Raw genomic sequence first — 13,518 nt, 5'->3', positions numbered from 1 at the left:
TCTTCGTTATGCGTCCTGGCGCGTTCTGTTGCTGGGCCCTTACGGGTGATCCGGCACGCCTTCACGTCCGTTGTCGGCTTGTTTTCGCGGTGGCACCCGGTCGAGCATGAAATCGACCAGGGTCGGCTCGTCCTTTTCCGGGTCGAACTCCCGGTAGCGGGCGGCAAGAAGCCCCCGGCACAGGGCGCCGCCAAATTCCATGTTGATGCGGACCGCCTTCAGGCGCTGCAAGTGGCCGGCGAGTTCGTCTGCCGCGATGGGCGAGCCGTCATAGGTGACGAAAGCCCGGCTTATCGGTCCACCGACATGCCCCAGCGCCGCCAGCAGATCGAGATAGCGCCGGCGCTGCCGCGCGGCACTTGCATCCTCGATCAAAAGCTCTGCAAGGAGGCCTGACGTCATCGCGCTGATGTGGGCGTCGGCCAGACCCTGCGCCAGCAGCGCCCGCAGTACCGCCTCCTGCCGCCGCTCGAAGGCCTTGCGCCGGAACTTGTCCCGCACCTCATCGAGCGAACCGGCAGTCCCGAAGCCGGCAAGCGCCTTGTCGAAAGGCATGTCGTTTTGCACGCCGTGATTGATGTCATCGGCACACATATGGTCCTCGAGCCGCGGACGCACCCTGGTGACCCAGGGAAGCGCCGACACCTGCCGCCTGATGTCATCGGCCATCAGGAAGGCAAAGTTGGCCGAACACCAGTAGGTCGGAAGCCTGAAGGCGATGTCGACCTCGCCGGTATCCGAAACCTCGACGCTTTCGATGAAGTCAAGATCCGTCACGGCCTCATCGAGCTCGGGGTCGGTCACGGCGTCGAGCCGTGACCAGACTTCCGCAATCGGGCCCGTCGCGTGGCGGCGCGCGCCCATCGGCCCTACTCCGCTGCCGCCGGCTGGCGCGGCTGCAACTTGGCGAGTTGCTTCTCGACATCGATGTCGTAGAGGCGCGCGGCGTTGAGGCCGAGGATCTTGCGCTTGGCCTGCGGGGTCAGGTCGACACCGCGCTCCTGCTTGATGTCCTCCGGCAGTTCGAAGCTCCAGAACTTCTCCACCAGCCAGCGCGGCGTCCAGATGGCATAGTCGCTGCCGAACAGCAGCTTGTCCTCGCCCAGCCAGAACAGCAATTCGGCGATGACCTCCGCGAAGTAGCGCGGACGGCTGTGGATGAAGGGCAACGCCACCGCGAGACCGCCAAGCACATTGGTTTCCTGCACCGCGATCCAGCAGAAATCATCGAGGCGCGGCAGGCCGCAATGTTCGATGATGAAGTTGAGCCCCTGGAAATCGGTGGCCGCATGGTCGACGTCATGAACGTCGAAGGCGTCCTTGTCGAGCGGGATGATCGTCGGACCCTTGTGGACGTGGATATTGACGATACCCAGCTTGTCGCAAAGTTCGAGGCACTTGTACGCATCCTTGTCGGTGAGTCTCCAGCCGCGCGAATCTCCGTTCCATTCGGCGGTGTAGAGCTTTACCCCCTTGATGTTGAACTCCTCCTTCATGTGCTTGATGTAGTCGAGCGCCTTGTTGCCGTGGCGCGGATCGAAGGATCCGTTCAGGATGAAGCGGTCCTTGTACTTCTTCGCCATCTGGGCGTTCTGCTCGATGGTGTTGAAGCCTTTCTTGTAGAAATCGGTGAGATAGGTGGATTGCACGATGGCCATGTCGTCGGGGCCATCGACAAAAAGATCGTTGTACATGTCTTCGGCGCTGTACTTCTCGAACTTCGCCTTCGGCCACAGCTTGTCCTTGGGGCTCAGCGCCGTGTGATAGGCGTAGAAGCATTCGATGAACTGCTTGCCGTGGATGTTCTTCTGGTTCTCCGGACTGCCGTCCCAGAAATGCGTATGGCCGTCGATGACGAAGACCTTCTCGCCTGATGGTGTCGTGAACATTCTCGTTCTCCTCTCCTTGGGCGGGCAGGCCGCCTCCCGTGTCCTGGTTGCCGGCGGACCATCGGCCGCCGGCGCTGTCGTCGATCCGGTACCGATAACGCCGGCTACTGGATGTATTCGAACATGTCCTCCATGTTGCCGAACAAGGTGACGGTGTTGTCGTCGACACGCACCATGCGGCCGTAATGCGTCGAGGTGTTCACCTCGAAGATCGACGCCGTCATCTCCTTGCCGAGAATTTCGCTGATTTCGTCCATCTTGAAGACCAGCTTGCCGCGGCCGTCGATACGGATGAGCGCCGGCTGGTAGGTCACCGTGACGCCCGGCTTCTGCGCCATGAATTCGGCGATCGCCCTGGCCTCGACGCTGTCGTTCATGGTGACACCGCACTGGTCCGAGATGGTGTCCTCAAAGACGATGTCGCTCATCTTCTTGAAGACGGTGTGGCTGGTTGCAGCTCGTGAAGCTTCCGACATGCCTGGTTACTCCTGGGGAAGGGCGAGACCGAGCTCGCTGGTGATGGACTTGATGCGTTCGACCGACTGAGCCCGCGCATCGGCGAACTGAACCGGCTTGGCATGCGGCTGCGACCAGATCGGCTGCAGACCGGCAGCGGCTTTGTTGGCGAGACCGACGTGCCGTTTCAGCCAGCCGCCGAACAGCCGCTTGTTGTGCGCGGCATGCCCGTCGTCGTGACTGAGAAGATGGAACAGATCGATGGCATTGGCGAGGTTGCGTTCATAGTCGGCTTCCGCCGCCGAGATGACCGAGGGTGTGATGAAGTCCCCGTTCTGGGATGCCGCCTGCATCAGGAAGCCGCTGCGGAACAATTCGCCGACCAGCGGTTCGAACACGATGTTGGTGGCGAAGTACTGTTCGAGATAATCTTCCGAGCCCATGATCGACTCGACCGCTTCGCGCGTTCCCTGCCAGATCTTGTCCTCGAGCCAGGCGCGCTTTCCGGCCTGATCGTCGAAGCCCGAAATATCCATGCCGATCTCGGCGAGGTAGAGCGTGATGTCCTGGGCAAGACGCAGCTTGTAGGACGAGTTGGTCAACGTGGCATTGTTGATCATCTGCGTGTAGCCATAGCGCTGCGCCTGCATGAGGGCGGTGCCGAGGCCGAATTCGGCGTGTTTCCAGGCGCCGAGATGGGTCTGCAGGATCTTTACCCACACCTTGTTGAAGCTTTGCGGTGCGCGCGCCTTGCGGCCATTGGCGATGACGCTCTGCACCATGGCTTCGATCTTCGATTGCCGCTGGTAGTGCGTGCGTTCCCACTCCTGGTCGGGCGCGCGGAAAGCATGCCAGTTGGAGCTCTTTGCGGCAGTGGCGTCCTTGTAGTAGGCGCCTTTGCCATTCGGAAAATTGATGATCCAGTCCTGCAGGAGATAGCGTTCGGGATCTGGCTGAACGTCAACCGTTACATCCTCATAATGGGTGGCGCGTTTGCCCTTGGGTTCGAAATACCGGTATCTCCGGCTGTCGGAGTCGGCGAACACGGCGGAGCCTGCTGCGCCTGATTTTGCTGCTGTGCCTGCTGCTGTACTCATGAGTTCCTCCCTTCGAGTATCGGGTTGAGTGGCGTTGCGTTCATCCAGGCCGCGTCCATCACGTGGGCGCCGGCGTGAATTTGTCGAAGTAGATGCGGTCGCTCTCGACGTCGTGCATCACCAGGACCGGCGTCAGCGCGTCGATCATTGGCGTCGGTCCGCAGGCATAGACATCGACATTGCTGCCCAGACCGAGGCGCTTCAGATAGGCGGCAACCGTCTCGTGAACGAAGCCCTTCTCGCCGGTCCAGCCGGCATCGTCGGCGGCATTTGAAAGCACCGGCACAAAGGTAAAGGCCGGATTTTCGCCGGTGATGCGGGCGAAGTCCTCTAGGTAGAACAGATCGTTGCGGGTGCGCGCACCATAGAAGAAATAGACTGGCTTCGGTTCGCCGCTGGCGAGATGGTCGTGCAAGATCGACCACAGGGGCGACATGCCGGAACCGCCGCCGACCAGGATCATGGCTCCGTCTCGTCCTTCTCGGCGAAAGCAGGTTCCGTAGGGGCCTTTGATCCGCACGGCCGTTCCTGGCTCGAGGTCACCGTCGAGGCGGGAGGAGAATTTCCCGTTGGGGTATTTTTTGATGATGAACGCGAATTTTTTGGTTTCGCCCGGCGGATTTGCCATGGAAAACGAGCGGGTAATCGTCTCCGCCCCCGAGAGCGTGATGTCGGCATATTGCCCCGCCCAGAATTTCATGGGTTGCGCCAATTCGATTTCAAGTCGGCGGATATCGTGGGTCGGCTGGGTGATCTCCGTCACGATGCCGTCGAATTCCTTCACCGGAATCGACTTGGACAGCACTTCCTCATCGTAGTTCAGCAGCTCGACATCGACGTCCGAATAGACCAGCGTGCGGCACAGAAGGATGTGATTTTGCGAGCGCTCCATCTCATTGAGCGCGAAAGTCGAGTACTTCTTCAGTTCGACTTCACCATCACCGAGAATGCATTTGCAGGCCGAGCATTGTCCCTCCTTGCAGCCATGCGGCAGGGCAATTCCCTGGCGGAACGCCGCATTGAGGACGGTCTCTCCTTCCTCGACCTCGAACTCGATGCCGACGGGCTGAAGTCGAACGGTATGGACATCGGCCATGACTAGGCTCTCCCGATGATCGCCATCTGGTCGTTGAGGATGAAGAGGGGCGGAGCCGGCCGAAGCCGGCTCCGGGGTCACGGATCAGTTGCAGGGCCTGATCGTGAATCCCTTGCGATATTCGGCAAGATGCTTTTCCCGATCGGCCGGCGACATCTCGCGCAGCGTGATGAGCGGGCTCTTCAGCGTGTAGCCGCGCACATCATCGAGCGTCCACATCTCCTTGTCGTCGAAGCGCAGATGCGGCTGGGCGACGAGCGTCTTGCCGTCGGTACGGACGAAGCCGAGATCCTTGATGGCGTCGGCCAGATCCCAGTTGTGATAGACGCTTTCCCACTCGCGCCGACCACTGAACCGGCCCATGGCAGGGGTCGGGCGGCCCTCATACTCCCCGGCAAAAGCGGTGACCGCCGTCCACCGGTCGATCTCGTGGCAGAAAGTGTGGAGCTTGCCGTCGATGGTGTCGACGGCGATGTCCTCACGGATCACGCATGGGATCATGCTCGACCAGCAGCGATGCGGATAGACATAACCCGTGTCGCCATTGAACAGGATGTTGGTCTGGCCGCGATGCGAGAGCTTGTCGTACCACTTCCAGAATTCGCCGAACTGGGCATACCAGCCCGGATATTTGTGCTCGAACCATTCGAAGTCCTTGTCGGTCTGGGCTTCGATGCGCCAGAAGGCGACCGGCCAGCCGACGGCGAAGAACTGCGCCACCTTGTGGACATAGAACTTCTCGGTCAGGCGCTTCCAGGCCGTCTGCACGTCGTCGTGATGGATCTTGATGCCGTATTTCTCGAGCGGCAGCATGTAGGTGCGGTAGTAGTCCTCGAAGATCCAGCGATGCCACATTTCCGCGTAGGATTCCTTGTTCTTGTCGCGGTTGGTGGTGCCGTACTCGATGAAGGTGCCGATAGCGGCATCGACGATGGCATGGTTCTGCCAGAAGGCATATTTGAGATCGCGCTCGAGCAGCAGGTGATTTTCCGGCTCCTTGAGCATCGACATCAGCATTGAATGGCCGTTGCCGATATGCCGGCTCTCGTCGGATTGCACGGACAGGAACACAGTCGGCAGGGCGTAGTCGCCGTTGCGGGCGGCTTCCGACGGCATGGCGACGAACAGCGTGTTGGTGAATGCCGTCTCGGCGACTACCGTGAGGTAGACATTGGCCGAGGTAATGGCATCGCCGGTGATGAAGCCTTCACCGAACTGACGGCCGATGGTGGTGGCATAGCATTTGCCGAAGGCTTCTTCGGTGATGTCGAAGCCGGCCGGATCGATGTAGTTCTCCATGTACCACTTCTTGAGGTTCATCTGGATGGTCGAGTGACGGAACTCGTCGACCATCTGCATGGTGAAGCCGGTCCTCAGATCCTCGCCCGGCGCCAGGCGTCCGACCATGGCCATCGACCGCGCGGCGGAAATTTCGGGGAACGGTATGATCGCCAGGAATAGCTTCATCCATTCGACCCAGCGCGGCTCGACGTTGCGGAACATATCGCCGCGCAACGCCGCGTCGAGCGCACCATAGACGCGGTTGTCTTTTTCCTCCTGCATCGGGAAATATGAGCGCAGCACCTGGCGCATCGGATCCTTCGGCGCCTTGGTGATCTTATAGTCGGTCGGGAAGGTCATGGCTTCCTGGACATAGGAAGGGTTCCAGCCGAGATCTGCGATCTTCTTCGCGGCTTCGCTGACCGGAATGCCTTTTTGGGCGGTGATCTTGTTGAGGGTCAAAGCTGTCGACATGCGAGTCGTTCCTCCAGAGTTGCTGTCCATCACCTCGGCTCTGTGCCGCCGCAGTGGACCAGTTCACGTGCCAAATGTGTGTGTACGGAAGTCCGCCACCGCGGACCGTCTGTCCGATCACTGATTTTCAACTTGGCAAGGTTGTCGGGAGACCTGGGAAGCGCAGCTGCAATGTTGCGTCACGAAAATCCAACGCTCGCCGTGCGGGCGAAGCAAGAATCCTCTGCAGCGTGCAGTGCGCTTCTGAGGGCCTCCCTCCCTCGTTCTTTGGCGTGGCTCGTCCGTGGGACCAGTCATCGTTATTGTGGTTAATCCATAAGCAAGGCACGTGCCAGTTCGCGGCACGAGTTCAAAATCGGCGAATTCACTTGCAAATCGGTGCGGGCAACGCCGCGCCGCACGTCTGCTGTCCAGTCAAATTGCAACAGTGATTTATTTTGCCCTATTCAGGCAATGAAATCGGCAGATTGCCGACTAGCGCGCGCCCGTCCCATAGAGCCGCTGCGCCGCCTCGACGTCGCCTTTCGTCAGGCTCTTGTGCTTCTCGTCATAGCGAAAGTCCATGAGCGCGCCGGCGACGCCCGGATGATCGAGCCCGATGGCATGGCCGATCTCATGAGTCAGCGTATAGCGCAGGTCGTAGACATCGAGCTTGCCGTCGAAGCCGATCTTCCACCTGGTAAGGGGATTGAAGCAGATGAGCGCCTTGCGGATCGAGCGCAGGCCTTGCGGTCCTGTTCCGCGCGGCGGCTCTGCCGATATGGCGAAGCCGCGTTCGGTCGCCGCGGTCTGCGCAACCGGCCCTGCATCGAGCTCGACATTGGTGAAGGCGCGACCGGTCGGATTGCCCTGGGCGCCGATGACGATGTCCGCCCGCGCTGGATCTTTCGTCTCGACGAAAGTGAGGCCGGTGACTTGCGCCCAGGAGGCGAAGGCCATTGCCGCTTCGCTCCACACCTGGCGCTGCGGCAATCCGGTCCGCCTGACCAGCTCGTCGAACGGCAGGAGCGATGAGCAATTGCGGGCGCTTGGTGAAGTTTGCGGATGCGACGCGAATGCAAAACTCACGATGGCGCCCGAGCCCCATTGGGGCTTGCCCCATTTGACCCAGGAGCCTTCCAGCACCAGAAGCCGATGGTCGTCAGCCTGGCACATAGTGTTCATCATTGCCGCCAGGAAGATCATGGCGGCAGCGAATCTGCCCAGCATCATGCCGTTAGTCCCTCACTCACCCATCTGTCGTCATTGGCAATGGCGCAATCTGCCCGCTTCCGTGGCGGCACACATGTCCTGCGCAGGGTGTTTTCTCTTACACTTTGCCCGCCAACGCAATCAGCATTTTGTCTAGCTGCGACAAAGTGATAGGGGAACTTCTCGACGCAACCGAATCTCGACCGGGGTTCCATGCTCTCTTCCGCCATCCACAAAGCGCGCTGGGCCATCGCGCTCACCTTCTTCGTGCACGGCACCATTTTGGGCAGCTGGATCCCGCTCATTCCGCTCGCCAAGGAACGCCTCGCCGTCGGCCCCGGCATTTTCGGATTGGCGCTGCTCGCTATTGCGATCGGCGCCATCATTTCCATGCCGCTCTCCGGCGTCCTCATCAACCGCTTCGGCAGCGCTCGCGTCACCACGACCGCCGGCGTCGTCTTCTGTCTCGCTTTCATCCTGCCGCCGATGATGCCGGACCTCTGGACCTTCCTGCCCGCCGCGCTGATCTTCGGCGCTGCGATCGGCAGCATGGATGTCGCCATGAATGCCCATGGCATCGCGGTCGAGAAGGCCCTGCGGCGTCCGACCATGTCGCTCCTGCATGCGGGTTTCAGCATCGGCGCCATGACGGGCTCGCTGTGGGGCGCGCTGTTGCTCAGGCTGATCGGCGAAACCGGACATGTCTTTCTCAGCTCCGCCGTCTGCTTCCTCGTGTTTCTGCTCACCATCCGCTTCTACCTGCCGACGACGATCGACAAGGGATTGTCGGGCGAGGGCTTCGTCTGGCCGACCCGCGCGACGATCGGCCTCGGCCTGTTGTGCTTCCTGGCCTTGATGGCGGAAGGCGCCGTCGTCGACTGGTCGGGTCTCATGCTGCTGGAGCGTTTCGCGCTCGATGCCAGCACGGCGGCCCTGGGCTTTGCGGCTTTCGCCGCCGGCATGTCCTTCTCACGCCTGCTCGGCGACTGGATGCGCATGAAGATCGGCGCGGCGCGGCTGGTGCGCTGGAGCGCGCTTCTGATGGCGGCAGGGCTCGCCTTGGCGCTGGTCATCCCTTCCGTCCCGATCGCGATCGTCGCTCTCGCTTTTGCCGGCATCGGCATCGGCAATGCCGCGCCCATCCTCTTCGCCGGCGGCGGCCGGCTCGAGCCATCCGCACCGGGCCGCGGCATCGCCGCGGTCACGACACTCGGCTATGCCGGCTTCCTCGCCGGGCCGCCGCTCATCGGCTTTGTCGCCGAGCTCACCGGATTGACCATGGCGCTGGGCCTGGTCGTGCTCGCTTCGCTGGTGATTGCCGCCTCGGCGCGGGCTGCTGGCGCTGCCGATGCCTATTAGCTAGGATCGAGAATGAGCAAGGGGAGAAAGATGGACAGGCCGGATTTCACGGGCAAGATCGCGGTCATCACCGGCGCCGGCCGGGGGCTCGGCGCCGCCTTCGCCGTCAGCCTCGCCGATCTCGGCGCCGAGGTCATCATGACCGGCCGCAACACCGAGCAGGTCACCACCATGGCCGAGGCCATCGGCGATCGCACCGGCAAGCGCCCGCAGACGCTGGTCTTCGATCTCGCCGATCCGGGCCAGGTCACGCAGACCGCCAAGAAGATGCGCGATGAGATGCCGCACATCGACATCCTGATCAACAATGGCGCGCAATGGCTGCCGGGCCGGATGGACGAGCATGATGCCTATGCCATCGTCACCACCATCTCGTCCGGCGTCACCGGCACCTTGCTCTTCACCCGCGGCCTCATCAAGCCGCTCGAGGCTTCGGGCGCCGGCGACATCCTCAACATCATCTCGGTCGCAGGCCTGCCCAATGTGCCGCTGCATGGCGAATCGATCGCCTTCCACGCCGCCAAGCATGGACAGACCGGCATGACCGAAGGCCTGCGGCAGGAGCTCAGGGGCCGGTCCATCCGCGTGAGCGCGCTCTATCCGCCCGATCTCGTCGACATATCGCCGCTCGATGCGCAAGCCTGGAACGCCCCGCGCCCGCTTTCTTCGCTCGCCACCAATCGCGATATCGTCGAGGCGGGCATTTTCACCTTGTCGCGCCCGCGCCATGTGACTCTGGCATCGATCGTCATCGATCCGGAGCACGGCGGAACACTGCCGGGCTGATCATCATCCGAAAAACAGAGTGCAGGTAGAATGAAGCTGAAGGACAGGATAGCCATTGTCACGGGTGCCGCGCGAGGCATCGGCCGCGCTTGCGCCGAGCGTCTCCTGGCGGAAGGAGCCCGCGTGGTCCTCGCCGATATCGATGATGCGACGGGGACGGCGACGGCCGTATCCCTGGGCGGTGCCGCGCATTATCTCCACTGCGATGTCGGCGACAAGGCCGACGTCGACCGGATGATCGCTGAGGTCGTCGATACGCATGGCGCCATCGACATCCTCGTCAACAATGCCGGGATCACCATCTCCGGCACCATCCTCGACATTTCGGAAGCCGATTTCGACCGGGTGATCAGGGTCAATCTCAAGGGGGCCTTCCTGGTCGGCCAGGCGGTCGCACGCCAGATGGTGAAGCAGGTGGAGGCGGGCCGCAAGCCGGGCGCCATCGTCAACATGTCCTCGGTCAACGCCGTCGTCACCATCGCGACGCAAGTGCCCTATTCGGCGTCCAAGGGCGGCGTCAACCAGCTCACCAAAGTGATGTCGCTCGGCCTTGCCGAATACGGCATCCGCGTCAACGCCATCGGGCCGGGCTCGATCATGACCGACATGCTCACCACCGTGAACGCCGATCCCGCGGCGCGCCAGCGGCTTCTGTCGCGCACGCCTCTGGGCCGTATCGGCGAAGCGGCCGAGGTCGCCGCGATCGCGGCTTTTCTCGCCTCCGACGATGCGAGCTATGTCACCGGCCAGACGATCTATGTCGATGGCGGCCGCCTGCCGCTCAATTACACGGTTCCAGTCAAATCGTAATCGATCAAGACGAGCGTCATACGCCGCGGGACTGAGGGCTGTCGGTATTTGAACTTTCATGTGTTAACTTACGGCAGATATCAGGGCGGTTGGACCATAGTCCAACTATGTATCGAACCGTGGCGGGGGTACGGGATGCAGGCATCGTCGGTGAAAGGGTGACCATGAAGGCTCCTCGCTATCTCGCATGCAGCGTCGCTGCGCTCCTAGGGCTCACCGGCCAGGCGGCCTCGGCCGATCTGCTGGCGCCCGAGCAGGCGGAGTTCACGACCGAGAGCGGGTGGGAATTCGCCTTCGCACCTTATGTCTGGGCCGCCGGACTCGACGGCGACATCGCGCAGTTCGGTCTGCCCGCGGTCGAGGTGGATCTTTCCTTCAGCGACATTCTCAAGCATTTCGACGTCGGCTTCATGGGCGCGGGCGAAGCCCGCTATGGCCGTCTCGCGTTCCTGACCGACCTCCTCTACGTGAAGCTCTCGGCCGATGACGAAGTCGAGGCGCGCCGGGTCGACGCCGATATCGAGCTGACAACCGAAGTCCTCACACTCCTCGGGACGGCTGAATATCGCCTGATCGACGCGGAAGGCGGAACTCTCGATGCGCTGGCCGGAGCGCGAGTCTGGTGGGTGAAGACGGATCTCGACTTCTCCGGCAACGTCATCAATGCTTCGGGCAGCGACAGCGCGACCTGGGTCGATCCGATCATCGGCGCCAGGGGCAGGCTCAATCTCGGTCCGGAATTCTTCCTCACCTCATGGGCGATGATCGGCGGGTTCGGCGTATCGTCCGAACTCACCTGGGACCTGATGGGCGCCCTCGGCTATGAGGCGAGCGATTCGGTATCACTGATCGCCGGCTATCGCGGTCTCAGCGTCGACTACGAGGATGATGGTTTCGTGTTCGACGTGGTTCAGCAGGGCCCGATCCTGGGCGCCGTGATCCGTTTCTGACCCAGCAAACAGGTGCTCGTGCCATTAGCCTCCGAGCGCCAGCCCGCCGGCCGCTCCCTCCGGCGTGATGCTCCTTGCCGTAATCCGCTTGCGGTAGCCTGACGGCGTATCGCCGAAATGGCTGCGGAAGCAGCGGTTGAAATAGGACATGTCGGTGAAGCCTGAGTGCCGGGCGATGGCGGAGATCTTGAGATTGCCCTTCTCGGCATCGCTGAGCTGCGTCTCGACCAGCTTGAGCCGGCGGACGAGGACATGCTCGGAAAAAGTGCGGCCGCTTTCCTCGAGGAGGAAATGCACATAGCGCGGCGTGACGCCGAGCCGTTCCGCGACCGAGGCCGCGCTCAGCCGGCTGTCGCGGATGTTCCGCTCGATCTCGCGCAGCACGGCGGCGTGGCGCACGGCCCTGACCCCGCGCCGCTCGGCCAGCTGCCGGGTTTCGCCCTCGGCGCCGATCGCCATGCCGATGAGATCGAGGAGATGCTCGCCGAAGATGCGCGCTTCGCGTTCATCGCCCACGGCATCGCCGCCTTGCAGGCTGTCGAGATAGCGCGCCAGGAGTTTTACCGCCATGCCGGTATTGTTGAGCTTCAGTCCGGCGAAGCGCTTGATGTGCGGCACCAGCTTCGCCATGTCGGCGCGCGTCACCTTCAGCGCCCAATAGCGCGTCGCGGTTTCCATTTGCAGTCCGCCGGGTTCGACGCTGTCGCAGACGACGCCTTCGCCCGGGCCGATCCTGACCGGCTCTTCGGCCTGCGTGCACAGCATGCTGCCATCGAGGCAGATGACCACGAACACCGCATCGCGCCCATCGCTGACCAGTTCGGGCGTGCGCACGTAGCTCGCGACCGTGGTCGTGATCTTGGCCACGTCGACGGTGCCGAGAAGGCAGCGCTTGATCGTGCCCGAGAACTGCATGTCCTGCTGCGGTACTACATCGAGCGCCGCCTCGTGCCGGATCATCAGGTCTTCGTAAAACACCGGTAAGCGCTCGCTTTCCGGCGACACATTGGTGCTGAATTCATGCCAAACGAGTTTGTTCATCGCTATGCCGCTTCATTATGAGCGGAGATCGCCCAAGGCCGATCCCCGCTCGGTTGCCACAATCTGGCGTCGGCTCGGAGAACCGGCGCCCCTTCGTCAAGTGAGTGACCTCCTCACCTCAGTTCCAGACAGGCATTCCATAAATCTTCTTCTTGCGGTGATCGCGGACGGTCGGGCCATCCGCTGTCTCCGAAACCGTGACGCCGCCGCCGTTGCTGCGGTGATCGCGCACGACGGGCTGGGTCCGATGATCGCGGACGATCGGTCCATCGCCCGTATCCGACACCGTGACGCCGCCATTGTTGCGGTGATCACGGACGACGGGCTGGCCCGTCATCGGCATTTTCTTCAGCTTCTTGCCGACCCACTCGAAGCCGCCGTCCTCGCTGCGCTCCCAATGACCCGGCACCTGTTGGCTCGGCACGTCTGGTTTCTTCTTTTTCGCCAGGGCCGGATCGGCGGCGCCGACCGCGGCGACCGCGGCGATCAGCGCAAGGGAAGCCAGGGTTTTGAAAGTGAATGCCTTGAACATAATATTACCTCCATTGTTGCCATTACAACATGGGATTCACTTTCTGAACGAGCCCCTGCCCGCCCATTCATCTCCAGTTCATAAATCTAAATACCTGTAAAAGCTAAGTTTTTTACGTTGTCCGACGCGCAGGAAAGTTAGTCGCAAAAAGAAGTGGCGTTGTGACAGTTTTAGGTTGGTTTCTATCTTACACTAGTGATGTTGCACTTACAACATATTTGAGCGGAAAAATGTGTTTTTTCGTTCCTGACAGGAAAAAACTAAAAATTTTCAGGAATAATACCGGGAGTCCGCGCGTAGCGGCGCGATCTGAAGGGATATTGAACTGAGGGCGGCCGGAAGCGGCTCGAATTAGAGCAAATCCCGCCAAAGTTGAAGACTTTGGCGATAAGGATTTGCTCCAGGATATTGATTGGCGCGAATCCTTTCGGCGAAGTGATTCCACTTCGCCGGGATGCGCGCTAAGGCTTGTTTACAATCACTGGATGCGAGGAAGGCTGCGACGATATTGATGAAGCCAGCAAAGCATCTGTCGGTCTTTTCGTAGCGCGTGGCA

The 13,518-nt window shown here is 61.5% G+C and carries 14 protein-coding genes; 4 read left to right on the top strand and 10 right to left on the bottom strand.

The window, feature by feature from the left end; genetic code table 11:
- Window positions 1–39: 39 nt before the first annotated feature.
- The 7 genes from DS839_RS06085 to DS839_RS06055 form a co-directional block, all read right to left on the bottom strand.
- Entirely contained in the window at window positions 40–864 is an 825-nt protein-coding gene (locus tag DS839_RS06085) for an iron-sulfur cluster assembly protein (protein ID WP_119269419.1), read from the bottom strand.
- A gap of 5 nt (window positions 865–869) precedes the next feature.
- On the bottom strand, window positions 870–1,889 hold the full coding sequence (locus tag DS839_RS06080; protein ID WP_119269418.1) for an amidohydrolase family protein: 1,020 nt from the start codon (window positions 1,887–1,889) through the stop codon (window positions 870–872).
- Between the two features lie 104 nt (window positions 1,890–1,993).
- On the bottom strand, window positions 1,994–2,365 hold the full coding sequence (locus DS839_RS06075) for an MmoB/DmpM family protein (RefSeq protein WP_119269417.1): 372 nt from the start codon (window positions 2,363–2,365) through the stop codon (window positions 1,994–1,996).
- 6 nt (window positions 2,366–2,371) lie between these two features.
- On the bottom strand, window positions 2,372–3,442 hold the full coding sequence (locus DS839_RS06070) for an aromatic/alkene monooxygenase hydroxylase subunit beta (protein ID WP_119269416.1): 1,071 nt from the start codon (window positions 3,440–3,442) through the stop codon (window positions 2,372–2,374).
- 58 nt (window positions 3,443–3,500) lie between these two features.
- The gene (locus DS839_RS06065; protein ID WP_119269415.1) at window positions 3,501–4,538 is read right to left on the bottom strand and encodes an NADH:ubiquinone reductase (Na(+)-transporting) subunit F; all 1,038 of its coding nucleotides are present in this window, start codon (window positions 4,536–4,538) and stop codon (window positions 3,501–3,503) included.
- A gap of 84 nt (window positions 4,539–4,622) precedes the next feature.
- Window positions 4,623–6,293: an aromatic/alkene/methane monooxygenase hydroxylase/oxygenase subunit alpha gene (locus tag DS839_RS06060; protein ID WP_162918332.1), complete on the bottom strand. Its 1,671-nt coding sequence runs from the start codon at window positions 6,291–6,293 to the stop codon at window positions 4,623–4,625.
- A 474-nt stretch (window positions 6,294–6,767) separates the two neighbouring features.
- Window positions 6,768–7,505 (bottom strand): matrixin family metalloprotease, encoded by a 738-nt coding sequence (locus tag DS839_RS06055; RefSeq protein WP_119269413.1) that lies wholly within the window; start codon window positions 7,503–7,505, stop codon window positions 6,768–6,770.
- Window positions 7,506–7,697: 192 nt separating this feature from the next.
- Here DS839_RS06055 and DS839_RS06050 point away from each other — a divergent pair, with 192 nt between their 5' ends.
- The 4 genes from DS839_RS06050 to DS839_RS06035 all read left to right on the top strand — a co-directional run bounded on the left by DS839_RS06050 (window position 7,698) and on the right by DS839_RS06035 (window position 11,389).
- Window positions 7,698–8,843 (top strand): MFS transporter, encoded by a 1,146-nt coding sequence (locus tag DS839_RS06050; RefSeq protein WP_119269412.1) that lies wholly within the window; start codon window positions 7,698–7,700, stop codon window positions 8,841–8,843.
- Between the two features lie 30 nt (window positions 8,844–8,873).
- A complete protein-coding gene (locus DS839_RS06045; protein WP_162918331.1) occupies window positions 8,874–9,629 on the top strand; it encodes an SDR family oxidoreductase in 756 nt (251 codons plus the stop codon).
- 30 nt (window positions 9,630–9,659) lie between these two features.
- Window positions 9,660–10,439 carry an SDR family NAD(P)-dependent oxidoreductase gene (locus tag DS839_RS06040; protein WP_119269410.1) on the top strand — a complete coding sequence of 260 codons (780 nt, stop codon included), beginning with the start codon at window positions 9,660–9,662 and terminating at the stop codon, window positions 10,437–10,439.
- Window positions 10,440–10,603: 164 nt separating this feature from the next.
- A complete protein-coding gene (locus DS839_RS06035; protein WP_119269409.1) occupies window positions 10,604–11,389 on the top strand; it encodes a hypothetical protein in 786 nt (261 codons plus the stop codon).
- Window positions 11,390–11,413: 24 nt separating this feature from the next.
- Here the strand turns inward: DS839_RS06035 and DS839_RS06030 are convergent, their stop codons facing one another.
- The 3 genes from DS839_RS06030 to DS839_RS36865 form a co-directional block, all read right to left on the bottom strand.
- Entirely contained in the window at window positions 11,414–12,430 is a 1,017-nt protein-coding gene (locus DS839_RS06030) for an AraC-like ligand-binding domain-containing protein (protein WP_119269408.1), read from the bottom strand.
- Window positions 12,431–12,548: 118 nt separating this feature from the next.
- Window positions 12,549–12,962 carry a hypothetical protein gene (locus DS839_RS06025; RefSeq protein WP_119269407.1) on the bottom strand — a complete coding sequence of 138 codons (414 nt, stop codon included), beginning with the start codon at window positions 12,960–12,962 and terminating at the stop codon, window positions 12,549–12,551.
- 351 nt (window positions 12,963–13,313) lie between these two features.
- A partial coding sequence (locus DS839_RS36865) for a hypothetical protein (RefSeq protein ID WP_368911246.1) occupies window positions 13,314–13,518 on the bottom strand: 205 nt, incomplete at its 5' end.

This window comes from Taklimakanibacter deserti (assembly GCA_003574785.1).
Note: the sequence above shows the minus strand (reverse complement) of the source record. Positions and strands in the feature narration are given on the sequence as shown.